Source organism: Roseateles sp. DB2, assembly GCF_051857535.1.
Taxonomy (GTDB): Bacteria; Pseudomonadota; Gammaproteobacteria; order Burkholderiales; family Burkholderiaceae_C; genus Roseateles_B.
In genome coordinates this window covers 98,987-122,481 of sequence record NZ_JBPZGY010000009.1, presented here as the reverse complement: position 1 = coordinate 122,481, position 23,495 = coordinate 98,987, and the positions used below count along the sequence as shown (strand labels likewise).

Below are 23,495 nucleotides of genomic sequence, written 5' to 3'. Positions count from 1 at the left end.
TCATTTGCCTCTCCTTAAATTGGTCAAAAAATTATGCCGAGTCTCAAAGCTTTGAGCGCTGCCTGTTGTTCGGTGGCGCAACCAAGATCCATAGCAACTTTACGTAAAGATAGCTTCACTGCTTCTTCGCTGGTATTCAACAAGTCAGCAATTTCTGCCGCCGACTTTCCGTCAAGGATCCAGCTCAAAGCATCGACCTCTTGACGGGTGAACCGATCAATGGTCACGTTCTCCGGCGGCAGGAACAGGCGGAATGCTGCGTCAAGGGCATGGGTCGCGAACAACTGCAATCGGGGAAGTGCGTGCGTAAGGTGCCGCACGTCGGTGTCGAGGTCCCGGTCGGTGTGCACGCAAAATGCAAAATGGCGACCGCCTTGCAAATGCGCAGCGACGCTGATTCCTGATCGGAGGCCATAGGCCGAGAACAAATCGTAAATGTCAGCTACGAGTGGCGAGCGGTAGTTGCGAGTGCCCCAAACAATGGGAACACTGCTGACCTTGCAGTGCTGCATGACAGGGTCACGCTTCCAGTAGCTAGGGCCAATTGCATTCCAATCTGGATTGCCGACGTTGTCCACGCAGATGAACTCCGAGTCCTCGCTTTCATGATCGAGGACGGTCAGTGTGTCGACGGTTCTGAAGCCAAGGTTCTGCGTGAATCGAACGATCTCCGTCCGGAAATCGTCCTCGCTTCGTGCGGACATGACGCCGAGGTAGTCTGTATGCACCATGGATGGCAGCTCCAAGCAGTTGGCGCGAATTGTGCCGGTCTTGCCAGTCCGGGAGATCTGTAACGCTTGCCAGTAGGCATGCAAACGTTGGCGACGGAGACTCCGGCTCAGACTCGGAGTTAGTCGCTCAATGCAAACCCCCTCGTACATCTCCCCGGCCTTGATGAACTGGACCGCAAAGTCCTGGCCGGCGGTCCTGTGGTCGGTTGGCAGCAAGTCCGTGCTGAAGTTCGCCCATGTCAGGACCACGCGACTGACGAGCGTCGATCGGGGCTCGGGTTGCGCGGCCTACGGCCATACCCTCTGGGCCTGCGTCAACAGCTCGGATGCCATCGGCCTCGGATGGGACTGGGCCTTGCTGGACTACCCGGCCAACTGCCTGCTGGTGGCTGACGCGATGTCCGTTGCCAGCAATCTGCGCTTTGTCGATGAAGCGATGCAACGCTATGTCAGCGCCTATCGCTCGGCGGCCTACCTCAATCGACTTGTCGCTGACTTGAGCTGGCATGCCGAGGTCGCCCGGCAGGCCGGCCTTACCTTGGTCGATTGATGCCCAGCGACGCCCGAGGCCTCTTCAGCGCTTGTCCATCCACTGCCTCAACCTCTCAAACACCTGCTGCTGCTCCGGCTCATTGAAGATTTCGTGGAAGAGCTTGTCGAAGCACTGGCTCTGCACGACGGCCTTGGGCGCGGCGGCGGCGAAGCGGCTGGAGCCGGCGGGGGACACGCAGCGGTCGGCGCCGGCCCACATCAGCAGGGTGGGCAGGGTCCAGTCGGCGGCGCGGGCCAGCACGGCCTCGCCGCCGCGGGCGATCATGGCGGCCAGGGTCGGCGTGATGCGGTTGTGCACCAGCGGGTCCAGCTGGTAGGCGCTCACCACGTCCTGGCTGCGTGAGATCCAGGCCGGCTTGAGGCCGTTGCCCACGGCCAGGTGCGGCACCAGGGGCAGGGTGGCAGCCAGCAGGCCGCGCTGGAAGGCGCTCATGTCCACGGCCAGGGCCGGGGAGCTCAGCACCAGGCCGTCCAGGGGGCGGTACCAGGGCGGGGGCGACCCCGCACCGGGCAGTCCGCCAGCCGCGAAGCGTGCGGCGATCAGCCCCCCCATGCTGTGACCCAGCATGACCAGCGGGCCTGCGCTCAAGCCAGGGTCGGCACGCAGTTCGTCGATCACCAGGGCCAGGTCTTGCTCGAAACGGCGGTCGTGCGGCAGGTCGCCGCGGGCTCCGCCGGACGCGCCATGCCCGCGCTGGTCATGGCCGACCACATGCCAGCCCCAGTGGTTCAGATGGGCCGCCACATGCTCATAGCGGCCCACATGTTCACCCAGGCCATGAACGATCAGTACCGTGCCTCGGGCCGGCCCCATGCCCGTCTTGTTCCATTGCCGCCAGTGCAGCGGCACGCCATCGTCAGTCTTCAGGGTTCGCATGCGGCGCAGTGTAGGCAGGGCCGGGGGCGGCTCTTCCTGGGGCAAGCCCTGGGAAACGTGCGCTTTGACCTAGGGGCATCTCTCCATCTTGTCACTTGTGCGATGGCTGTACGCCGGCGGGGCGCTAGGCTTGGCGGCTTCATCGAGCTTGCAAGGATTCCCATGAGCGCAGCCCACTACTTCGACCTGGACCTGCAGGAGGGCGGCGTGGCCCTGCTGACCCTCAACCAGCCCGAGCGCATGAACACCATGGCGCCGGACTTCTTCCCCGCCCTGCGCGACGCCGTGCAGCGCCTGCATGACGACGGTCAGGCCCGGGTGCTGGTGATCGCCTCCACTGGCAAGCACTTCAGCGCCGGCATGGCGCTGCAGACCTTCGCGGGTCAGGGTGGCCTGCTGGACACCAGCGATGCGCGCGCCCGCCTCTCCTTCCAGGATTCCCTGCGCCGCCTGATGGCCTGCTTCACGGTGCTGGACGAGGCCCGTTTTCCCGTGATCTGCGCCGTGCAGGGCGGCTGCATCGGCGGGGCCTTCGACCTCGCCGCGGCCTGCGACATCCGCCTGTGCAGCGCCGACGCTTTCTTCAGCATCCAGGAGACGACCATAGGCATGGCGGCGGACTTGGGCATCCTGCAGCGCCTGCAGGGCCTGATCCCGGCCGGCATGGCCCGCCAGATGGCCTATACCGGAGAGCGGCTTGGCGCCGAGCGCGCCCTGCAGCTGGGCCTGGTCAATGCGGTGGCGCCCGATGCGGCTGCGCTGCTCGAGCAGGCGCTGGCCCTGGCACGGCAGATCGCGCTGAAGTCCCCGCTGGCCATTGCCGGCAGCAAGCTGGCCCTGAACCATGCGCGAGACCACGGCGTGGCCGCCTCGCTGCAGCAAATGAGCCTGCTGCAGAGTGCCCTTTTCGACACCGGCGAGATGGGCCGCGCCATCATGGCCTGGCAGGCCAAGCGCGAGGACGCGGGCTTCGAGGCCCTGAAGCCGGTGGCGCCGCTGCCGCAGGGTTGACTGCGAGCGGCACGGCGGCTCAGCCGGCGCGGCCCAGGCTGTCCAGGGCCGCTTCGGCGGCCGCGATGGCGTGGCGGTTGAGGTCGCGCGCATGGGCGCTGCTGAGGCGCGCATCCTTCAGCACCTGCTCCAGCACGGGCCGCGCCTCGGCCTTGCGATCCTGGGCCAGCAGGAACTGGCCCCAGGCGCTCTGGGTCTCCAGGCCGCTGTGCGTGCGCAGGGCGATCTCGAAGGCGGCTTCAGCCTCCGCGGGGTTCACCACGGCCAGCAGGCGGGCCATCAGCAGGGCCAGCTCGCCGCTGTAGCGCGCGGGCTGGTCGGCAAACAGTCGGCGCAGGCTGGCCACGGCCGCGGCTTCCTGCCCGGCGGTGGCCTGGCAGCGCGCCAGCCCGCTCAGTGCGGCGGCGTCATGGGCGAAGACGCCCTGGGCGCAGGCCTGGAAATGGGGCAGAGCCTCCGCCGCCTGGTCTGCCTCCAGCAGGGCCTGGGCCAGGCGCAGGCGGTTGCCCATGCTGGGCGTCTGTTCCAGGGCCAGGCGCGCCTCGCGCAGCTCCCGCTGGGGATCGATGATCTGCCGCAGCGCGGCGCCGGCCCTGCGTCCCAGACGGCTGTGGCGCTGCTCGGGCAGGAACTCGGCAAAGAGATAGACCAGGCTGCCGAGGAAGGGGAAGGACAGCAGCACGAACAGCCACACGGTGTTGCGGCCGGTGCGCACGGCGTGCACCGCGAAGAAGATCGCGATGGCGACGTGGAGGATGGCGAGGACAGGCATGGAATCTCCCTGGGGCAGCCTCGGATGGGCGCTTGGGGCGGCACTATAGCGAGTGCGCCGCCTGCGGTCTCGCGCGGACGCCCTTCGTCCATGTGGGCTGCGGGCCCGGGCGGCTGCCCTTGCGAATGGCATGCGGAGCCAGGGCCCTTAGCATGGCGCAGCGCCTGCAGTCCCGCTGCGGCGCAGTCGGTGCACTCCGCACCATCCATCCCCACTGCCCACGACGCCCATGCTCGGCCCAGATCCCAGGAACCCCCACCCCATGCCCGGTTTCCCCCAGGTGTGCTTCATCAAGAACAAAGTCCAGAACCCGAACATCGAGATCGGCGACTACACCTACTACGACGACCCCGAAGGCGCCGAGAACTTCGAGCGCCAGGTGCTCTACCACTTTCCCTTCATCGGTGACCGCCTGATGATCGGCAAGTTCTGCGCCCTGGCGCGCGGCGTCAGGTTCATCATGAACGGAGCTAACCACAAGACCTCGGGGATCTCGACCTATCCCTTCTTCATCTTCGGCAACGGCTGGGAGCGCGCGGCGCCTCAGCCCGGCGAGCTGCCGTACAAGGGGGACACGGTCATCGGGCATGACGTGTGGATCGGCTATGACAGCCTCATCATGCCGGGCGTGCGCATCGGCAATGGCGCCATCATCTCGGCGCGCTCGGTGGTCACCAGCGATGTGCCGCCCTACACCGTGTACGGCGGCAACCCGGCGCGCCTCATCCGCGAGCGCTTTGCGCCCGAGTTGGTGGCCGAGCTGGAGGCGATCGCCTGGTGGGACTGGCCCGTCGAGCGGATCAGCCAGAGCCTGGAAGCCATTACGGGCGGTGATGTGGAGGCCCTGCGGGCGTGCGTGCCCCGCTGAGCCGGAGCCGTCGTCCATGCCTGCTGGTACGCCCGCCAGCCGAGCGCCGTCGATACCAGCGGGGAGGGTGCCGATCGATCCCGCGCGCGGGGCCTTGCCGTTGCGCTGTTGCTGTCCGTGCTGGTCGGCGCCTTGCTGGCCCTGCCGTTGGCGGGCTGGCACGCTCAGGCCCACGCCTGGGTGGTGCGCGGCGTCATTCTCGCCACGAGCCTGATGGCCCTGGCCTACGCCGCGCTGGCCGTGTGGTGGCGCTTGCGCTGAGGGCGGCCCTGCGGCGGTGCCTCAGCCCATGCAGAAGGCATTGAGTTTGTTGCCGTCCAGGTCGCGGAAATAGGCCGCATAGAAGCCGCCGCCGCGCAGGCCCGGCGCGCCTTCGTCGGTGGCGCCCAGGGCCAGGGCCTTGGCGTGCAGGGCATCGACCTTCTCCTGGCTGTCGACCACCAGGGCGACCATCACGCCGTTGCCCACCGTGGCCGGCTGGCCGTCGAAGGGGCGCAGCACGCCGAAGCCGGGCTTGTCATGGCTGACGCCCCAGGCGTAGCCGCGGTCGAACTCCATCAGGCGCTTGGCGCCGATGACGGCGAACAGTGCGTCGTAGAAGGCCGCGGCGCGCGGCAGGTCGTTGGTGCCCAGAGTGGTGTAGCCGATCATGGGAGCGCTCCTTGGCGTGGGTTGGTGGAAAGTCCACGAAGCCTACACGTTTGCGTCCGTGCAGCGGAGGCGTCTTGATCCGAATCAAGGACAGGGGCCGGCATCGGTGCGACCGTGATGGTTTGATGACAGCCACCGGAGTCCAGAATGCCCAGCCGCCGTGCCCAGCCCGACCCTGACACCCCGACCCGCAAGACGAACGCCAGCGCCGCACTGAACGGCACGTCGGCGCCCCGGCCGCGTCGTGCCAAGGCCGGTGATACCAGCGGCAGCAGCAAGCCCGAGCGCATCGCCCGCCGTGTGGCCACGGACCGTGTGGAGGCGGCGCAGGCCCGGGAGCTGGAAGCGCTCAAGGACGTGGCGACGGCCGGCGCCTCGGGCGGGCTGGCCAACTCGGTGAAGAGCCTGCTGGCTGGCGCCTCGCCGGATGATGCGCAGTCCCTGCGCCAGGCCCTGCTGGCGGAGCTGCAGGAGATGCCCGGCGTCGGGCGCAACCCGGACGACGAGCTCTCGCCCAACTGGCGCCGCGGTGGCTACCCGTACAAGAACCTGATGTCCCGCAAGGCCTACGAGAAGCAGAAGTACCGCCTGCAGGTGGAGTTGCTGAAGCTGCAGGCCTGGGTGAAGGCCACGGGCGCCAAAGTGGTGATCCTGTTCGAAGGGCGCGATGCGGCAGGCAAGGGCGGCACCATCAAGCGTTTCATGGAGCACCTCAACCCCCGGGGGGCCCGCGTGGTGGCCTTGGAGAAGCCCAGCGAAGTTGAACGCGGCCAGTGGTACTTCCAGCGCTATGTGCAGCACCTGCCCACGGCCGGCGAGATCGTGCTCTTCGACCGCAGCTGGTACAACCGTGCAGGCGTGGAGCGGGTGATGGGCTTTTGCTCTGACACTGAATACCAGGAGTTCATGCGTCAGGCCCCCGAGTTCGAGCGCAACCTGGCCCGTTCCGGCGTGCACCTGATCAAGTTCTGGTTCTCCGTCAGCCGCGAGGAGCAGCGCCGTCGCTTCAAGGAGCGCCGCGCCCATCCGCTGAAGCAGTGGAAGCTCTCGCCCATTGACCTCGCCTCGCTGGACAAGTGGGACGACTACACCCGCGCCAAGGAGGCCATGTTCTTCCACACCGACATCGCCGAGGCCCCCTGGACCGTGGTGAAGTCCGACTGCAAGAAGCGCGCGCGCCTCAACGCCATGCGCCACGTCCTGCACCAGCTGCCCTACGCCAACAAGGACCTCGACAAGATCGGCCAGCTCGATCCCCTCCTCGTGGGGCGCGCCAACGTGGTCTATGAACGCGGCGAGAACCAGTCCGCCCCCGCCCCCCTCAAGACCTGACCCCACCAACGCCTTCCGCTGCCCCTAGAAAGCGCGGTGCAGCCCGCGCCCCTGCGCGGAGCGTGCGGATCCGGCTCCGCCGGTCCGCCACGCTCGCCCCCTGGGGGGCTGAGGCCTGGCGCGGCCTGCCAGGCTGGCGAAGCCAGTAGGGGGGATCATCATCCCTTCAGTTTGAAGACAGCCATGCTGGCCCTGAGGTTCGGCCACTGGCGCACCACGCGGCCGTCCTGTACTCCGAAGCTGTCCAGGATGTTCAGCCGGTTCTTGCGTGCCAGCACCTCGAAGTCGGCATAGGTGCCCACGCGGATGTTGGGCGTGTCGTACCACTCGTAGGGCAGGGTTCGGGTGACGGGCATGCGGCCGGCCAGCACCTGCAGGCGGTTGGGCCAGTGCGCGAAGTTGGGGAAGCTCACGATGCCCACGCGGCCCACGCGCGCGGTCTCGCGCAGCATGGCCTCGGCGTTGCGCAGGTGCTGCAGGGTCTCCAGTTGCAGCACCACGTCGAAGCTCTGGTCCTCGAAGACGGAGAGCCCCTCCTCCAGGTTCAGCTGGATGACGTTGACGCCGCGCCGCGCGCAGGCCAGCACATTGGCGTCGGACAGCTCCACGCCATAGCCGGTGCAGCCCTTCTTCTCCTGCAGCCAGGCCAGCAGCTCGCCGGTGCCGCAGCCCAGGTCCAGCACGCGGGAGCCGTCCGGCACCAGGGAGGCAATGGTCTCGATCAGGGCGGTGCTCATCAGCAGAACTCCTTGGCGATGCGCTCGAAGTAGGCGCGCAGCACGCCGTGGTAGCGGGGGTCTTCCAGCAGGAAGGCGTCGTGGCCGTGCGGGGCGTCGATCTCGGCGTAGGACACGTCGCGCCGGTTGTCCACCAGGGCCTTGACGATCTCGCGCGAGCGGGCCGGTGAGAAGCGCCAGTCGGTCGTGAAGCTGGCGAGCAGGTACTTGCAGCGGCTGCTGGCGAAGGTGCGGGAGAGGTCGCCGCCATGCTCGCGTGCCGGGTCGAAGTAGTCCAGGGCGCGGGTGATCAGCAGGTAGGTGTTGGCGTCGAAGTACTCGCTGAACTTGTCGCCCTGGTGGCGCAGGTAGCTCTCGATCTGGAACTCGATGTCCTGCGTGCTGTAGCCCAGCTCGGCGGCGCGGAGCTCACGGCCGAACTTCTGCTCCATCACGTCGTCGCTGAGGTAGGTGATGTGGCCGATCATGCGCGCCACGCGCAGGCCGCGCTTCGGGACCACGCCGTGCTCGTAGAAGAAGCCGCCGTGGAAGTCGGGGTCGGTGACGATGGCGCGGCGGGCGACCTCGTTGAAGGCGATGTTCTGTGCCGAGAGGCTGGGCGCGGTCGCGATGGCGATGCAGTGCCGCATGCGCTCGGGGTAGCGCAGCGACCAGTCCAGGGCCTGCATGCCGCCCAGCGAGCCGCCCAGCACGGCGGCCAGCTGCGTGATGCCCAGGGCGTCAAGCACGCGGGCCTGGGCGTCCACCCAGTCGTGCACGGTGACCACGGGGAAATCCGCGCCGTAGATGCGGCCGGTGTCCGGGTTGGTGTGCATGGGGCCGGTGGAGCCGAAGCAGGAGCCCAGGTTGTTGATGCCGATGACGAAGAACTTGTCAGTGTCCAGGGGTTTGCCGGGGCCGACGAGGTTGTCCCACCAGCCTTCGCTCTTGTCCTGCCCGGCATAGGTGCCGGCCACATGGTGGCTGGCGTTCAGCGCATGGCAGACGAGCACGGCATTGGACTTGTCGGCATTGAGCTGGCCGTAGGTTTCATAGACCAGCTCGTAGTCGCGGATCTGCGCACCGCTGCGCAAGGGAAGGGGCGCCTCGAAGCGCAGGCGCTGGGGCTGGACGTCGCCCACCGAAGCTGTGGCCATGTCGGGACTCTCCAAAAGCAAAAAACCGGCTCCGCGAAAGCTGCGGACGCCGGTTGCAGGAGCGCCCCTCTTTAGCGGAATTTATTGAGCGCCCGCAATTCGGAACAAATCGGCGCTGTACGACGGATTATAGGCCGCCGGCCCCATGCCCCGGCGTCAGGCCGAGGCGCTGCAGCAGGCGTTGGTGTTCACCGTCGCGCTTCAGGCGTTCGTAGGCTTCCAGCAGGGCCTGGACCTGGCGCTCCTGCAGATCCGGGCTGCCCACCAGCCAGATCGGACTCTGGTCGTAGCTGGGGCCTTCCACCCAGTCCCGCGGGTCCTGCCCGGCGGCGCGGATTGCGCCGATCACAGCAGGGACCGCGCCATACACCAGGGTGGCGCTGCCATCGCCGATGCGGCGCAGCATCTGCTCGTAGTCCGCTTCCTGCGACAGCAGGCGATAGCCTTGCTTCTGCAGGCTGTTCGAACTGAGCGCGCCGCGCAGGGTGAGTACCTTGGCTGCGCGAGCGCCCGTCTCGTCGATGCCCGCCGGCCAGCGGCTGCGCAGGCCCATCAGGGCATAACGCTGCGTATAGAGCGGCACCAGCCAGCGGTATTGGGACTCGCGCTCCGGCGTGCGGGCCAGTGGCGCCATCAAGACCTGGCGACCTGTGCGTGCCATCAGCGTGGCTCGGGCGAAGGGGTAGAAGTGCGGGTGGAGCTCCCAACCCGCTCTGCTGCAGAGCAGGACCAGGAAGTCGCCCAGCGGGCCCGGTGCCTCACGGCCCTGGGGGCTGATCACGCCGGGGAGGTCGGCGCTGGCCAGCTCCATGGACCGGGCCGGTGCTGAGGGCAGGGCCAGGGAGAGTCCGCAGGCCAGCGCGATGCGCAGAGCGGCCTGCCAGGTGCTGCACAGCCAGCCTTGCAGGCCGGGAAGTCCAGGCGGAAGAGGAGCTGCTGCCATGCCGGGGTGGAGGTGGTGGTGGGCAGGAAGGGGCCGTTCGGCCCCATTGGAACCCAGCGCCCCAGCCTCCTGCAAGCCGCCCGGAGCCCGGCTCCGCGTTCAGTCCTCGTGCTTGGAGCCGGGCAGGGCCGCGGCCAGGCCCAGCACCCCGGCGACCAGCAGCACGTACCACAGCGAGAGGCTGGTCTCCAGCTTCAGCACGCCGGCGCTGGACAGCACCAGCATCGCGGCAGCGCTGCCGGCCAGCAGCAGCAGGGCCGCGCCAGCCACGCGGGTGATCATCAGGCTCTGGTCTCGGCGCGCGGCCATGGTGAAGAGCACATAGCCCAGCAGGCTGAACAAGGGAAAGAAGACCCACAGGCCCGTACCGGCGCTGATTTGGGCCAGGTGCAGGGGTTCGGCCAGCAGGGCTGCGCCGGAGAACAGGCCCAGCAGCAGCAGGAAGGCAGCGGCGATGCGCATCATGTCGAGGCTCCTTGTCCGGTGTCAGGGTGCAATGCAGAGGCAGTGCACGGTGGTGGCGAAAGGCTTGCGGCCCTCCAGCAGCTCGCTGGCCATGGCCAGGTCCTGCTGTGACTGCAGCAGGACCGGGGGGACCTGGAAGCCCAGCTGGGCGCGCACCGAGGCGGCGACGCCCGGGGCAACCGCATCGCCTAAGCTCTGCAGCAGCTTTTCCAGGCGGCCCGGTTCCTTCTCGATGTAGCTCACGCGCGGCTTGCCCTCGAGCTTGGCGCGCTTGGCAGCGGCCTGCACCGCGTCATCCAGGCTGCCCAGGCGGTCGACCAGGCCGCGCTCCAGGGCCTGCTTGCCGGTCCACACGCGGCCCTGGGCCACAGCGTCGATCTCGTCCACCTTCTTTTTGCGCGCAGCCGCAGCCTTGCCCGTGAACTCGTCGTAGATGTGCTGGATGCTGCTCTGAACCGCCGAGGCCATGCGCGGATCCAGCCCGGTGCGGAAGTCGTAGCCCTTGCCCAGCCAGGTGGTGGTGTGGCCGCCGGTGTGCAGGGAGAGCTTCTCCATCAGCTTCTCGCCGGTGGGCAGCAGGGCGAAGACGCCGATGGAGCCGGTGATGGTGGCGGTGTCGGCAATCACCTCGTCCGAGGACATGGAGATCCAGTAGCCGCCCGAGGCCGCCACGTCGCCCATGGAGATCACGACCGGCTTGCCCGCCTTCTGCGTCAGCTCCAGCTCGCGGCGGATGATTTCCGACGCGAAGGCGCTGCCGCCCGGCGAGTTGACGCGCAGGACCACGGCCTTGATCTGGTCGTCCTCGCGGGCCTGGCGGATCAGTCCGGCGGTGGAGTCGCCGCCGATGGTGCCTGGTGCGGCCGATCCATCCCTGATCTCTCCCTGGGCGACGATCACGCCCACTGCGGGGCCGACGGGCAGGGCCGGCTTCTGGCGGCCCAGGTACTCACCCAGGCTGACGTGGGCGAAGCTGTGGCCTTTCTCGTCCTTGGCGCCGCGCTCCATCAGCAGGGCGCGGACTTCGTCGCGGGTCTTGATGCCGTCGACCAGCTTCTGCTGCAGTGCCAGCTTGGCCAGGTCGCCGCGCAGGGCCAGCAGGTCCTTGTCGGCCTGATCGACGGCGCGGGCCAGGCTGCCGGACTCCAGCTTGCGGACCTTTTCGATGTCGGCCAGGAATCCGGACCACAACTCGTTGTAGAGGTAGCTCTCGGCTTCCAGCGAGGCGGGGGAGGGGCCGTTGGCGATGTAGGGCTCGCCGGCATTCTTGTAGGTGCCCACGCGCAGCAGGTTGGGGCTGATGCCCACGCGTTCCAGCGCGTCCTTGTAGTACAGGCGCTGGCGGCCGAAGCCTTCCAGCAGCACGCCCCCCATGGGATGCACATAGACCTCATCCGCCTGGGCTGCGAGGTAGTAGGCGCGCTGGCTGAAGTTGTCGCCATAGGCCAGCACCTTCTTGCCGGAAGCCCGGAAGCGCTGCAGCGCCGCAGCCACCTCGTGCAGGCCAGCCAGGCCTGCGCCGCTGAAGCCATCCAGTTCCAGCAGGACCTGGCTCACCTTGGGGTCCTTGCCCGCGGCGTCCAGTGCGGCCAGTACATCGCGCAGGCGCACTTGCTTGGGATCCTCGCCCTGCAGCTGCTGGAGGGCCTGATCACGGGGCGAGCCGGAGAACTGTTCCACCAGCGGCCCATGGAAGTTCAGCACCAGGGTGCTCTTGTCGCGCAGGGGCTTGGGGCCGCCGCTGACCAGGCCCCAGACCAGCGCGGCCAGCAGCAGGAGCAGGAGGATGTTGAACAGCGCACGGCGCATGCCGTCCACCACCCACCATACCTTCTTCAGCAGCCACCAGACGGGTGAGATGAGGGTCTTGATGCCCATGCGATTCCTCCAGGTAGGGCGCGCGCTTGGCGCAGGTCTTGATGCGCGCCGATTGTGCAGCAAGCCGATATCTGTGGCGTGTGTGCAAAGGCACTGCACTGCAGCGTGACAGCGGCCCGCTTTGGTGCTGCACTGCAGCCCTGGGGACGGGTGCCGGGGTCGGGTCTTGCGACGGGGCGCCGCCCCGCTTCAGGAGACCGCCCGCATGCTGCCCTGGCTCAGAAAAGTCGACGACTACTTCCCCCTGCGCTACCTCAGCTGGTGGCTATGCGGCCTGGGCGCGGTGCTCAGCGCGGTGGGCACCTGGTACTTCTGGCCGGCCTGGCCGTGGTTCATCCTCTTCATGGGCCTGAGCGTGTTGGGCTTGCGCGACGTGCGCCAGACGCGGCGCGCCGTGCTGCGCAACTACCCGGTGATCGGCCATCTTCGCTTTCTGCTGGAATACATCCGGCCGGAGATGCGCCAGTACTTCATCGAGTCCGACAATGAGGCCACACCCTTCTCCCGCCAGCAGCGCTCCCTGGTCTACCAGCGGGCCAAGGGCGAACCGGACAAGCGGCCCTTTGGCACGCAGAAGGACGTGGGCGCCCCGGGCTACGAATGGATCAACCATTCCATGCAGCCCACTCAGCTGCAGGGACACGACTTTCGCGTCACCATCGGTGGCGAGCGCGCCCAGCCCTACTCGGCCAGCGTCTTCAACATCTCGGCGATGAGCTTTGGCGCGCTGTCGGCCCATGCCATCCTGGCACTCAACGCGGGCGCGCGCCAGGGGGGCTTTGCCCATGACACGGGCGAGGGCTCCATCAGCCCTTACCACCGCCAGCATGGCGGGGACCTGATCTGGGAGATCGGCTCGGGCTACTTCGGCTGCCGCACGCCCGCCGGCCGCTTCGACCCCGAGAAGTTCGCCGCCAATGCCCGTGATCCCCAGGTCAAGCTCATCGAGATCAAGCTGAGCCAGGGGGCCAAGCCCGGCCACGGCGGCGTGCTGCCGGGCGCCAAGGTCACGCCCGAGATCGCCCTCACGCGCGGCGTGCCCGCAGGCGAAGACTGCAACTCGCCTGCAGCGCACGCCGCCTTCACGACGCCGGTGGAGCTGATGCAGTTCATCGTCGAGTTGCGCCGGCTCTCGGGTGACAAGCCGGTGGGCTTCAAGCTGTGCATCGGCCATCCCTGGGAGTGGTTCGCCCTGGCCAAGGCCATGCAGGAGACGGAGATCCTGCCCGACTTCATCGTGGTGGACGGGGCCGAGGGCGGCACAGGCGCCGCACCGCTGGAGTTCACCGACCACGTCGGCGCACCCCTGCAGGAGGGCCTGCTGCTGGTGCACAACACGCTGGAGGGGCTGGGCCTTCGCGAGCGTGTGCGCATCGGCTGCGCCGGCAAGATCGTCAGCGCCTTCGACATCGCTCGCGCCATGGCCCTGGGCGCGGACTGGTGCAATTCGGCGCGCGGCTTCATGTTTGCCCTGGGCTGCATCCAGGCCCAGGCCTGCCACACAGGACGCTGCCCCACCGGCGTCACCACCCAGGACCCGCTGCGCCAGCAGGCCCTGGTGGTGCCGGACAAGGCGGAGCGGGTCTACCGCTTTCACCGCAACACCCTGCAGGCCTTGCAGGAACTGGTGCAGGCGGCGGGCCTGCTGCACCCGGGTGAGATCAGCGCCAATCACATCGTGCACCGTGTCAGCCAGCACGAGGTGCGCCTGCTGACCAATCTGCTGCCCTTCGTGCGTCCGGGCGCCCTGCTGGAGGGGGAGCTGCCCGGCCCAGTGTTCAAGACCTACTGGCCCATGGCCAGTGCGCATAGCTTCGAGCCTGTGCGACCCCTGCGCAGGGGCTTTGTCGAGGCCTGACCCGGGCCGCTGGTCCGGATTCTTGATCTTGCGCAGATGCGCGCAGGTTCGGGCTTCAGCCCCGTGCCTGCGGGGTGGTCAAGTCCCCCCGCTGGGGGAGAATGCGCGGCTTGTAACCAAATGCACGCATGTCCTCGGTCTTCCTGCTTCGCCACAGCCAGCGCTCCCTGAACCGGGCAGCGCAGGACCTGGCAGCCACTGGCTGGCATTGCCTGGGCACCAGCCAGCACTGGCAGGAGGCGGCCGTCAGCCTGGGACATGCGATGCCGGACTATGTGGTCAGCGACGTGCACCTCAGCGATGGCCATGCAAGCCGCCTGCTGCAACACCTGAGCACCCTGGCGCCTGCCCTGGCGCGGCCTCGCGTGCTGCTCATCAGTGATGCGGTGGACGACATGAGCCTGTTCCGTACGCTCAGCTGCGGGGCACATGCCTATCACCTGGAGCAGCCCCGCGGCCCGCGCCTGCAGGACAGTCTGCGGGCCCTGGAGCAGGGTCGAGCCCAGATGTCGCCAGCGATCGCGCGCGAGGCGCTGCAGAGCTTCGGAGCCTCGCGGCGCCAGGTGAGCGAGGCACGACGCCTGGAAGCGGGCCATGATCGCCAGCCGCTGTCGGCGTTGAGCCTGATCAGCCGGGCGGAGCAGGCCCTGCTGAGCCTGCTGGCCCACGGCTGGCTGGTGCCTGAAATCGCTGAGGCCTGGTTCGTGATGCGCGATGAGGTGGAGCGCCGCATCGCCCGCCTGTACCGCAAGCTGCATGCGCTGTGCCCGCCTGCGCATGTGAGTGTCGCTGCTGCGGAGCAGCGGTTGATTGCGGCTTGATCGCGGCCGGCACCGTGCCGACGCGGGCCTGCAGAGCGCAGCTCAGGCTGCCGGCGGGGCGGTGTCGACGAAACTCTGGCGCGTGGCCAGCTTGGCCAGGTGGCGGGCCAGATTGGGGTATTCCTCGCGCCAGGCGATGGCGGGGAAGCGGAAATCCAGATAGGCCAGGGCGCAGCCGGTGGCGATGTCGGCCAGGCTGAAGTGATTGCCTGAGCACCAGGGCTTTTCGCCCAGGCCCAGGCTCATGGCCTTCAGCGCGGCCTGCATCTTGTCCAGCTGGCGATCCACCCAGGCGGCGCTGCGCTGAGCCTCGCTGCGGCCCGACCAGGTCTGCTCCAGGCGCGCCAGGATGGCGGCGTCCAGCAGGCCGTCTGCCAGCGCTTCCCAGGTGCGCACCTCGGTGCGCTCGCGGCCCCGCTCGGGGATCAGCTTGCCCACCGGCGACAGCGTGTCCACGTATTCAACGATCACGCGCGAGTCGAAGACCGCACCGCTGATCGAGTCCTGGCCTTCCATGACCAGGCAGGGGACCTTGCCCAGCGGGTTCATCTTCATGATGGCATCGGAGGCCCAGACGTCTTCCAGCACGAACTGGTAGTCGAGCTTCTTCTCCGCCATCACGATGCGGACCTTGCGGACGTAGGGGCTGGTAAGTGAACCGATGAGTTTCATGTGTGGGCAGGGGACGCTTGTCCTCGTTTCGGCCGGATTCTAGGGGCAGAGCCCTGCGCTCAGGCTGACACCCGGGGCGCAATCCAGGCCTCGCATGGGGGATTGCTGACGGGCAGGAAAGCACGGCTTGCCAGCGCCTGCCTGCCCCGTGACACTCTTGCGCGCCCCATCACCTCTCCTGAGGGGTGCACGCCGGTGCATCCCGCTGCTCCATGACTCCTGCTCCTGCCGCCCTGTCTGCCACGCCCGCGATCTCCCTGCGCCATGTGCGCGAGGAGGACATGCCCCTGCTGATCCGGGCGGTGACCGATCCGGCCTGGCGCGGCCCCTTCGCGCCAGGCCGCGTGACCTCGCCGGCCACGCTGTGGCAGCGCTTCCGCGACAACGGCTTCTCAGGCGAGGACATGGAGCGCCTGATGGTGATCAACGCCCAGGGCCGCGTGGTGGGCGATGTGGTGCACTTCCTGGCGCATCGCTATTCGACCGCCCGCGAGATCGGCTGGTCGGTCTACGACCCGGCGGACCGCCGCCAGGGCTATGGCGCCGCCGCAGCGAGGGCGCTGGTGGACTACCTCTTCCGCAGCCTGCCCATCCACCGGCTGTGCTGCAGCCTGTCGCCCGACAACATCGCTTCGGCACGCGTCGCGCAGAAGGCCGGCTTCCATTGCGAAGGCCTGATGCGTGGCGTCGTGTTCTCAGGCGGGGAATACCTGGATGGCGAGTTCTACGGCATGACGCGCGAAGACTGGCGCCTGGCCAAGGCGGTCTGTTCAGAATAAATGTTCTAGACATTTTGTTCTAGAAAATCTATGCTGGCGACATGAAGACAGCGTCCCCCCCTCTTTCAGCGCCCAAGCCGACCCCTGCCGAGCTGGACCTGCTGCGCGTGCTGTGGCGCCTCGGCGCGGCCGATGCCCGCCAGGTGCACGAAGCCCTGCTCGCCGAGCGTCCCGAAGCCAGCTACGCCACGGTGCTGCGCCAGCTGCAGCTGATGCATGCCAAGGGCCTGGTCGAGCGGGATGAATCCTGCCGGCCGCATCAGTACGCCGCCGCGCAGGCGCAGCAGACCCTGCAGACCCGTCTGCTGAAGGACCTCATCGCCAAGGCCTTCGCCGGTTCCGGCAAGGCCCTGGTGATGGCCGCGCTCAAGGGCCATGTGAGTCGCAAGGAGCGTGAAGAGATCCGCCGCCTGCTGCAAGGAGGCGAGGAATGAGCGAGATCCTGGATCTGCTGGACACCCTGCCCTGGCTGCCTGCCCTGGGCTGGGCCTTGCTGAATTTCGTGTGGCAGGGCGCGCTGATCGGCGTTCTCATCGCGCTGGCCTTGCGCCTGCTGGCCCAGGCGCCCGCGCGGCACCGCTACCTCGTCTGCGGCCTGGGCCTGCTGTGGTGCCTGGCCCTGCCCCTGGGCGCTTGTCTGCAGGCCTGGATGGCTGCGCCCGGCGAGCTGGAGCAGGCCCTGGAGTTCAGCAGCGAGCTGTTGTGGATGCAGGCCCTGACCGAGCTGATGCCCCAGGTCGTCCTGGCCTGGGGTCTGGGCGTGGCGCTGATGAGCCTGCGTCTGGGGGGCGGGCTGTGGTGGGTGCGCGGCCTGCGCCGCGAGGCCAGGCCGGCGCCGGCCGCCTGGCAGGCCCGCCTGGAGTCATTGGCCCGGCGCCTGGGCCTGCAGCGTCCGGTGCAGCTGCTGCTGTCAGAGCGCGTCAGCGGCCCGGTGGCCCTGGGCCTGTGGCGTCCGCTGGTGATCCTGCCCTGCAGCCTGCTCAGCCAGATGCCCCCGCCGCTGGTGGAGGCCTTGCTGGCCCACGAGCTGGCGCATGTGCGCCGCTGGGACTACGGCATCAACCTCCTGCAGAGCCTGGCCGAAGCCCTGCTCTTCTTCCACCCGGTGGTCTGGTGGCTGTCCGAGCGCATGCGGGCCGAACGCGAGCAGGTGGCCGATGCCCTGGCGGCCCAGGCCCTGGCCCAGCCGCGCGACCTGGCCCGTGCCCTGCAGCATCTGAGCGAATGGCAGCCGCCTGCCATGCCTCTGGTGCAGGCGGCTCGCGGTCCGAGCGGTGGTCTGCTGCTGCGGCGTGTGCGTAGCCTGCTGCAGCCGGGCGAGCGCCTGTTGCCGGCCTGGAAGCTGGCCTTGCCCGCCCTGGTGCTGGCCCTGGGCGGCCTGCTGGCCCAGGCGCAGGCCAGAGTCAACGCACGCACAGAGGCCGACGCCGTGCTCGCCGCCGCGCCTCAGCCGGCGGCCTCGGCGGCCGCACCCGCAGCGGCCGCCAGTGAGGCTTCAGCGCCAGAAGCCGTCCTGCAGTCCGCCACCCAGGCGGCCTCCCAGCCCATGGCCGTCCAGGCTGTGCCGGCAAGGCCCAGCACCGCTGCTTGGCACCTGCCCGTCAACGCCCGTCATGCCGTGGTGATCGAGGAGGGCAGCGGCCGGGTGCTGATGGCCAAGAATGCCGATGAGCCCGTGCCCATCGCCTCGCTCACCAAGCTGGTGACGGCCATGGTTGTGCTGGACGCGCGCCAGGATCCGCAGGAGCAGCTGCGCATCGCCGACGAGGACGTGGACCGCCTCAAGCACAGCGCCTCCCATCTCAAGGTCGGGACCCGCCTGCCGCGCGATGCGGCGCTGAAGCTGGCCCTGCTCTCCTCCGAGAACCGCGCGGCCTCGGCCTTGGCGCGGGCCTATCCGGGCGGCCTGGAGGCCTTCCGCCAGGCGGTGCGCCGCAAGCTGCAGGGCCTGGGCCTGCAGCACACGGTGATCCAGGAGCCCACCGGCCTGTCGCCCGAGAACGTCTCTACCGCCAGCGAGATGGCACGCATCGCCGCCGCCGCCAGCCGCTACGGCGAGATCAACGCCATCACCAGCGCTTCGAAGGCCAAGGTTCCTGTGAATGGTCAGGCCCGCGAGTTCCACAACACCAACCGCCTGGTGGGGCGCAAGGGCTGGGACATCCTGCTGTCCAAGACCGGCTACACCGAGGAGGCCGGCCGCTGCCTGACCATGCGCATGAAGGAAGCCGGCAAGGCTGTCACCGTCGTGCTGCTGGACGCCGACGGCTCGGCCCAGCGCCTCAAGGACGCCGCCGCCATCCGCCGCTCGCTGGGGCGCTGAGCCCCCAGGCAGCGGGCCATCCAGCGGCCCGCTGCCTCCACTCCCTTCCCGTGCAGACGGGCCGGCATGACCGGCCCGGGCTGCCGCATGCCTTGCATACCCTGCCCTGGAGGCCCATGTCCCGCCTGATCCATCTCCTGTTCGTGCTGGGGGGCCTGCTGCCCTGGGGAGCGCCTGGCGCTGCGCTCGCCCAGCCGGCAGCTCAGCCCGTGCCTGCGCCCTATGCGCTCGACCGCACCGAGGTCCACCGCCTGCATTCCCGGCTGCTGCAGCGGGACTACGAGCTCTACATCGGCCTCCCGCCCGAGAGCGAGGCCGGTGCGCGCCTGCCCCTGCTCTTCGTCACCGATGCGCCGGTGGCCTTTCCCCTCATCCATGCCATGAGCCGGCGGCTGTCGCACGAGGGGCCGCAGTCCCGGCAGATGGTGCTGGTGGGCCTGTCCTATGCCCTGGGCGACAGCCCCACGGTGAGCCGCAACCGCGACTACACGCCCAGCCAGCGCGCCTCTTCCGCCGAGGACAGCAGCCCCCGCTACGGCCAGGCCGAGGCCTATGTGCGCTTCATCCGCGAGGAGGTGCTGCCCTATCTGGCGGCGCACGTGCCGCAGGCCGATATGTCACGGCGCTATTTCGCGGGGCATTCCTACGGCAGCCTGCTTGGCGCCCACGTGCTGCTGCATCACCCCGGCCTCTTCCAGCGCTACATCCTCAGCAGCCCCTCGCTCTGGTATGACCAGGAGCGGGTGTTGCGCGAGGCCGAGCAGCTCGCGGCGAAGCGGCAGCCCCTCCATGCGCAAGTGCTGCTGCTCGCAGGCGCGAAGGAGCAGACGGCGCCCGGCCGCCGCCCGCGGCCGGGCCAGGAGGCCGATGGCGACATCGTCGGCAATGTGCGCCGTTTCGAGCGCCTGCTCAGGCAGATGCCCGGCGTGCAGGTACAGGCCCGGATCATTCCTGACGAGGACCATCTCTCAGTTTTCCCCAGCGCCATGGTGCGCGGCCTGCGTTGGGCCCTGCCGCAGCGCTGAGGGCGTTCAGCGCAGCGACTGGTGACTGGCCTGGTCAGCGCATGGCGGACCGTCGTGCCAGGTGATGGGCAGACGCTTGAGCAGATACGCCGACGGCTCGGCTTGAGTGCACAGGCCGGACCCGCGGAGGGCAGCACCATGGCTCGGCAGCAGATGGCGGTGGTCGTGGCCCTGCGGCGGCTGCAGGACGAGATGGCTCCGGACCACATCCTCCCCCGAAGGAGGTGGGGCGCCGCGGCCCCAGGCTCGGCGACACTCCCGCCCGGCCGCAGCGGGGCTGCGCCACGACGCTTCCGACGACTCCTCCAAACGCTGGCATGAACGACACCGCCCAACGATTCCTCGACGCCTATGCCCGTGGCGAGATGCCCCCGGGCGGCTGGCTCTTCCCCACGGCCCTGCAGCAGTCCCGCCTGGACCATTCCCAGGACAGCCTGGCCCGGCTGGACCACCTCATGGATGCCATCCTCCGGCGCGTCAAGCCCTCGCGCGAGCAGCTCTTCGAGAGCGAGCCCGGCCGCAACTTCTGCGCGCTGATTGCCTTCTACCTGATCGAGCAGGCACGCCGCCGCACGGGAGCCTTCATCGAGTGGTTCCCGCGTGAGGCGGCGCCGCAGGTGCTGGCGGATGGCCAGGCCCTGCCGGACGAACCTTTCGCCCGCTTCTTCGCGCGGGCGCCGGACCAGGACCTGGTCTTCTTTCCCCTGGGCTGGGTCGAGTCGCGCCTGATGGGCGAGGACTCGCCGATGCCGGCGGCGGACTACCTGGCGCGTTCGGTCGCGCGTATCGAGCGCGCCGGCCCGACGCACTGGTGGGACGGCATGCACGCGCTGGGTGTGCTGGCGGCCTGGCAGATGATCATGGCCTGCGGCGGCTCGGTGTTGCCGACCCTGCTGAGTTCAGCCCAGCCGCGCACCTTCGTCGGCTTGGGGATGCCCGGCATCTCAGAGAGCCTGGAGGACTCGCTCCAGCAGGGCGCCGACCGGCTCGACACGAATCCCGACGGCGCGCAATGGCAGGTCTTGTCCTACGACGGCTGGCTGGAGGGCCCGGACGGGCGTCAGGATGCCGTGATGGTGGTTCTGCAAACCTATGGCGAGTCACCGCTTGCCATCAAGCTGGCCTTTCCCTATCGGCCAGCGACGGCGAGCCGGCCGCTTGTCATCCTGCAGCCCGTCATGCAGGGGGCCAATCAGCCGACCGAGACACTGACCTTGTTGCAAGGCGCCCTGTGGCGCGGTGTCTACAGCGTGCAATGGCCCGAGGGGGAGAGCTGGGATGGGCACCGGGAAGGCCCGGCGCCCACGGCCGTCGCCGCTGCGCCCACGGCTGCCGGCGATGCCGAACTGGCGCCCCTGCTCGACAAGCTGCGCGCCAGCTTCGAGCTGCGCCAGCAGCGCATGAGCGATCTGAGCCTGGCCTCGGTGCTGGCGCCCGGGCCAGAGTGGATGGGGCCTTCGGACGGGCTGAACGAGGTCGTGGCCCAGCAGCGTCTGCTGCTCACCGAGGGCCACATCGTGTGGGGAGCCCTGGTGCAGGCCAATGGCCAGCTCTTCCAGCCGGGGATCGAGGACCTGCCCGCCCTGCTGGTGCATTCGACGGACCGCCATTTCGATGCACACCCGCAGGAGCTGCGCCAGGTCGGCCAGGCCCTCTTTGCGCTGAAGGACACGACGCCGGCCGATCCCGAGCTGGCGCGGCTGGCTGCGCTGGTCACGGGCGAGAAGGAGCGGGTCCTGGGGCTCGACCTGCCCCCGGTGCTCTCCAGCCGGCCGGTGCGTGCGGGCGTTTTCATGGTGTACCGCAAGCATGTGCCCACCGGCATGCTGCGCTGCGGGCTCTTCCCCGTGCTGACCCACCCGGCCACGCCGGTGGCGATGATGCTGCCCTTCGAGTACTGGCCTATCGAGCTGATCATCCTGTGGAAGGAAGGGCGGCTGTAGCCCATGTCGAGTTTGCGACCGTCCGTCGCATGTTGCTGGACCTGAGGGGGCCGCTGGCTAGCATGCCCCCCAGTCGGCCGCGGAAGGCCTGCAGTCCGGTGGAGAGACGATGCGTGTGATGCGATGCGTGCTGGGGGGCCTGTTGCTTGGGCTGGCTTGCTCATGGGGCCAGGCCCAGATGCCGGCCGCGCAGGCTCCCGCAGTGGAACTGGTCCGGGATTTGAACGCCGCCGACCTGGACACTTTTCTGGACGGCTACCTTCCCCGCGAGCTGCAGCGCAGCGGCATTGCCGGCGCGGTGGTGGCTGTCGTCAAGGACGGCCGCCTGCTGAGCGCCCGGGGCTACGGCTTCGCTGACGCCGAGCGCCGCCAGCCCGTGAGGCCGGACCAGACCCTGTTCCGCGTGGGCTCCATCTCCAAGGTCTTCACCTGGGTGTCGGTGATGCAGCTGGTGGAGCAGGGGCAGCTGGACCTGGACGCCGATGTGCAGCGCTACCTGGATTTCCCCTTGCCGCCCGGCCCCCGCGGCGCCGATGGCAGCAGTCCGGCCATCACCCTGCGCCAGCTGGCTTCTCACACGGCTGGCTTCGAGGAAAGCTATCGGGAGGCCTGGTCGCTTGCGCCGCAACCGACAGCGCTGCGCGAGCTTCTCGTGCGCACCATGCCGGCGCGCATCTATCCGGCTGGTCAGGTAGCGGCCTATTCCAACTACGGCGTGACGCTGGCGGGCTATGTCGTGCAGCGTGTCAGTGGCCTGCCCTTCGATCAGTACGTGCAGCAGCGCGTGCTGCAGCCGCTGGGCATGGCGCACAGCAGCTTTGCCCAGCCCCTGCCGCCGGCCCTGGCGGCGCAGATGTCCGCGGGCTTCGAGGACGCCAGGGGCCGGGCCCAGGCGTTCGAGATCATCAACCTCGCGCCAGCCGGCGCTCTCTCGGCCACCGCGACCGACATGGCGCGCTTCATGCAGGCCGTGCTGGGGGGTGGTGCGCCCCTGCTGCAGCCGCAGTCCCTGCAGCAGATGCTGTCGCCCCAGCAGCGCCTGCGGCCCGAGGCGCCCTTCGTCGGCCTGGGCTTCTATGAGGACGGCGGCTGGCCCGTTCGCGTGGTTGGCCACAGCGGGGACACGCAATGGTTCCATGCCGGGCTCTACCTGATGCCTGAGCGGGGCCTGGGCGTTTTCATTGCGCAGAACAGCAGCGGGCAGCAGGTGATGCGTAGCGACCTCTTCGCCCGGCTCCTGGCACGCTACGTGGGCAGCACCCGGGCCGCGGCACCGAAGCCCCAGGCCGGGGCCGCCGAGCGCCTCGCTGGCTGGTACCTCGACAGCCGTCGTGGCGAGACCCATCCCTTCTACGGCTTTGCCCTGGCGGGCGCCCTGCATCTGAATGCGGATGAGCGCGGGCGGCTCTTCAGCAGCCACTTCAAGGGACGGGACGGTCGACTGCTGCACTTCGTCCGCGTCGGCGAGGGGGTCTGGGAAGCCGAGGAAGAGCCGCGTCGCCGCCTCTACACGCAGACCCTGGCGGATGGGCGGCAGGCCGTAGGCATGCATCACGGGGTCTCCATCTGGTTGCCGGCAGGCTGGGCGCAACGGCCCTACTGGCTGCTGGGTCTGGGCGGTCTCAGCGTGGTGCTGGCCGCGCTGTCGCTGCTGGCATGGCCCGTGGCCAGCGCAGTCAGGCGGCAGATGCTGGGCCCCCGGCGGCCGCAGCATTGGCCGGGCCGGTGGACGCTGCGCGCCCTGGCGCTGTTGCTCTTGCTGCCTCTGCTGGGCCCGGCCTGGCTGGTGCTGGACAGTGCCGGCGGCTTTGCGGCCGTGATGGGCGAGCCGGGCCTGACCGCGGTTCGCGCCGCCCAGGTCCTGGCATGGCTGCAGATGGCCGCGCTGCCTGCTGTGAGCTGGCTGGTCGTCAGGCACTGGCATGCCTCGCCCTGGCCGCGCCGGCTGCACCAGTCTGCCCTGCTGCTGAGCCTGGTGGCCCAGCTGCTGCTGAGCTGGCAGTTGCAGCTGCCCTTGTGGAACGGGCGCTTGTAGGGGGGGCCGGCCGGTCTTTCCCGGCTGCGATGGATCCCACGGACGGGCTGGCGGGCGCACCGCTAAAATCCCCCGGGTTTGCCCTC

General features: G+C 68.8%; 23 protein-coding genes. 13 read left to right on the top strand and 10 right to left on the bottom strand.

The features are described 5' to 3' along the window. Window positions 1-23: 23 nt before the first annotated feature. Window positions 24-731: an autoinducer binding domain-containing protein gene (locus tag ACS5PK_RS15000; protein WP_439441065.1), complete on the bottom strand. Its 708-nt coding sequence runs from the start codon at window positions 729-731 to the stop codon at window positions 24-26. 130 nt (window positions 732-861) lie between these two features. On the opposite strand from ACS5PK_RS15000, the gene ACS5PK_RS14995 reads away from it, so the two are divergent. Next, window positions 862-1,281: a DUF4902 domain-containing protein gene (locus tag ACS5PK_RS14995; RefSeq protein WP_439441064.1), complete on the top strand. Its 420-nt coding sequence runs from the start codon at window positions 862-864 to the stop codon at window positions 1,279-1,281. A 24-nt stretch (window positions 1,282-1,305) separates the two neighbouring features. Here the strand turns inward: ACS5PK_RS14995 and ACS5PK_RS14990 are convergent, their stop codons facing one another. Beyond that, window positions 1,306-2,160 carry an alpha/beta hydrolase gene (locus ACS5PK_RS14990; RefSeq protein WP_439441063.1) on the bottom strand — a complete coding sequence of 285 codons (855 nt, stop codon included), beginning with the start codon at window positions 2,158-2,160 and terminating at the stop codon, window positions 1,306-1,308. Between the two features lie 162 nt (window positions 2,161-2,322). Between ACS5PK_RS14990 and ACS5PK_RS14985 the strand changes: the two genes are divergently transcribed. Then, complete coding sequence (locus ACS5PK_RS14985; protein ID WP_439441062.1) at window positions 2,323-3,171, top strand: enoyl-CoA hydratase-related protein; 849 nt, start codon at window positions 2,323-2,325, stop codon at window positions 3,169-3,171. Between the two features lie 19 nt (window positions 3,172-3,190). On the opposite strand, the gene ACS5PK_RS14980 is transcribed toward ACS5PK_RS14985, so the two are convergent. Continuing rightward, window positions 3,191-3,943, bottom strand: coding sequence for a hypothetical protein (locus ACS5PK_RS14980; RefSeq protein WP_439441061.1), 753 nt, complete (start codon window positions 3,941-3,943; stop codon window positions 3,191-3,193). A 229-nt stretch (window positions 3,944-4,172) separates the two neighbouring features. On the opposite strand from ACS5PK_RS14980, the gene ACS5PK_RS14975 reads away from it, so the two are divergent. Continuing rightward, window positions 4,173-4,811, top strand: coding sequence for a Vat family streptogramin A O-acetyltransferase (locus ACS5PK_RS14975; protein WP_439441060.1), 639 nt, complete (start codon window positions 4,173-4,175; stop codon window positions 4,809-4,811). A 108-nt stretch (window positions 4,812-4,919) separates the two neighbouring features. Beyond that, window positions 4,920-5,072 carry a hypothetical protein gene (locus ACS5PK_RS14970; RefSeq protein ID WP_439441059.1) on the top strand — a complete coding sequence of 51 codons (153 nt, stop codon included), beginning with the start codon at window positions 4,920-4,922 and terminating at the stop codon, window positions 5,070-5,072. A 21-nt stretch (window positions 5,073-5,093) separates the two neighbouring features. Here the strand turns inward: ACS5PK_RS14970 and ACS5PK_RS14965 are convergent, their stop codons facing one another. Further along, window positions 5,094-5,462: a VOC family protein gene (locus ACS5PK_RS14965; protein ID WP_439441058.1), complete on the bottom strand. Its 369-nt coding sequence runs from the start codon at window positions 5,460-5,462 to the stop codon at window positions 5,094-5,096. A gap of 147 nt (window positions 5,463-5,609) precedes the next feature. Between ACS5PK_RS14965 and ppk2 the strand changes: the two genes are divergently transcribed. Next, on the top strand, window positions 5,610-6,794 hold the full coding sequence (gene ppk2, locus ACS5PK_RS14960; RefSeq protein ID WP_439441057.1) for a polyphosphate kinase 2: 1,185 nt from the start codon (window positions 5,610-5,612) through the stop codon (window positions 6,792-6,794). A gap of 158 nt (window positions 6,795-6,952) precedes the next feature. Here the strand turns inward: ppk2 and metW are convergent, their stop codons facing one another. The 5 genes from metW to sppA all read right to left on the bottom strand — a co-directional run bounded on the left by metW (window position 6,953) and on the right by sppA (window position 11,953). After that, complete coding sequence (metW, locus tag ACS5PK_RS14955; protein ID WP_439441056.1) at window positions 6,953-7,531, bottom strand: methionine biosynthesis protein MetW; 579 nt, start codon at window positions 7,529-7,531, stop codon at window positions 6,953-6,955. Then, window positions 7,531-8,667 carry a homoserine O-succinyltransferase MetX gene (gene metX, locus ACS5PK_RS14950; RefSeq protein WP_439441055.1) on the bottom strand — a complete coding sequence of 379 codons (1,137 nt, stop codon included), beginning with the start codon at window positions 8,665-8,667 and terminating at the stop codon, window positions 7,531-7,533. Before metX ends, metW begins: the two co-directional genes overlap by 1 nt. Window positions 8,668-8,794: 127 nt before the next feature. Continuing rightward, window positions 8,795-9,610 carry a substrate-binding periplasmic protein gene (locus ACS5PK_RS14945; RefSeq protein WP_439441054.1) on the bottom strand — a complete coding sequence of 272 codons (816 nt, stop codon included), beginning with the start codon at window positions 9,608-9,610 and terminating at the stop codon, window positions 8,795-8,797. 99 nt (window positions 9,611-9,709) lie between these two features. Next, entirely contained in the window at window positions 9,710-10,075 is a 366-nt protein-coding gene (locus ACS5PK_RS14940) for a hypothetical protein (protein WP_439441053.1), read from the bottom strand. Window positions 10,076-10,096: 21 nt separating this feature from the next. After that, a complete protein-coding gene (gene sppA / locus ACS5PK_RS14935; protein WP_439441052.1) occupies window positions 10,097-11,953 on the bottom strand; it encodes a signal peptide peptidase SppA in 1,857 nt (618 codons plus the stop codon). Between the two features lie 205 nt (window positions 11,954-12,158). Here sppA and ACS5PK_RS14930 point away from each other — a divergent pair, with 205 nt between their 5' ends. Continuing rightward, on the top strand, window positions 12,159-13,811 hold the full coding sequence (locus ACS5PK_RS14930) for an FMN-binding glutamate synthase family protein (RefSeq protein ID WP_439441051.1): 1,653 nt from the start codon (window positions 12,159-12,161) through the stop codon (window positions 13,809-13,811). 128 nt (window positions 13,812-13,939) lie between these two features. Further along, window positions 13,940-14,632: a hypothetical protein gene (locus ACS5PK_RS14925; protein ID WP_439441050.1), complete on the top strand. Its 693-nt coding sequence runs from the start codon at window positions 13,940-13,942 to the stop codon at window positions 14,630-14,632. Window positions 14,633-14,674: 42 nt separating this feature from the next. Here ACS5PK_RS14925 and ACS5PK_RS14920 read toward each other — a convergent pair whose 3' ends face one another. Then, window positions 14,675-15,304, bottom strand: a complete 630-nt coding sequence (locus ACS5PK_RS14920) for a glutathione S-transferase family protein (protein WP_439441049.1) — start codon at window positions 15,302-15,304, stop codon at window positions 14,675-14,677. 212 nt (window positions 15,305-15,516) lie between these two features. Between ACS5PK_RS14920 and ACS5PK_RS14915 the strand changes: the two genes are divergently transcribed. The 6 genes from ACS5PK_RS14915 to ACS5PK_RS14890 all read left to right on the top strand — a co-directional run bounded on the left by ACS5PK_RS14915 (window position 15,517) and on the right by ACS5PK_RS14890 (window position 23,409). Next, a complete protein-coding gene (locus ACS5PK_RS14915; RefSeq protein ID WP_439441048.1) occupies window positions 15,517-16,083 on the top strand; it encodes a GNAT family N-acetyltransferase in 567 nt (188 codons plus the stop codon). A 41-nt stretch (window positions 16,084-16,124) separates the two neighbouring features. Beyond that, window positions 16,125-16,517, top strand: coding sequence for a BlaI/MecI/CopY family transcriptional regulator (locus ACS5PK_RS14910; RefSeq protein ID WP_439441047.1), 393 nt, complete (start codon window positions 16,125-16,127; stop codon window positions 16,515-16,517). Further along, window positions 16,514-18,406 carry a M56 family metallopeptidase gene (locus tag ACS5PK_RS14905; RefSeq protein ID WP_439441046.1) on the top strand — a complete coding sequence of 631 codons (1,893 nt, stop codon included), beginning with the start codon at window positions 16,514-16,516 and terminating at the stop codon, window positions 18,404-18,406. The genes ACS5PK_RS14910 and ACS5PK_RS14905 overlap by 4 nt, the downstream gene beginning before the upstream one ends. A 116-nt stretch (window positions 18,407-18,522) precedes the next feature. Then, complete coding sequence (locus ACS5PK_RS14900; protein ID WP_439441045.1) at window positions 18,523-19,431, top strand: alpha/beta hydrolase; 909 nt, start codon at window positions 18,523-18,525, stop codon at window positions 19,429-19,431. A gap of 317 nt (window positions 19,432-19,748) precedes the next feature. Beyond that, complete coding sequence (locus ACS5PK_RS14895; RefSeq protein ID WP_439441044.1) at window positions 19,749-21,374, top strand: hypothetical protein; 1,626 nt, start codon at window positions 19,749-19,751, stop codon at window positions 21,372-21,374. 220 nt (window positions 21,375-21,594) lie between these two features. Further along, window positions 21,595-23,409 carry a serine hydrolase domain-containing protein gene (locus ACS5PK_RS14890; protein ID WP_439441043.1) on the top strand — a complete coding sequence of 605 codons (1,815 nt, stop codon included), beginning with the start codon at window positions 21,595-21,597 and terminating at the stop codon, window positions 23,407-23,409. Window positions 23,410-23,495 lie beyond the last annotated feature (86 nt).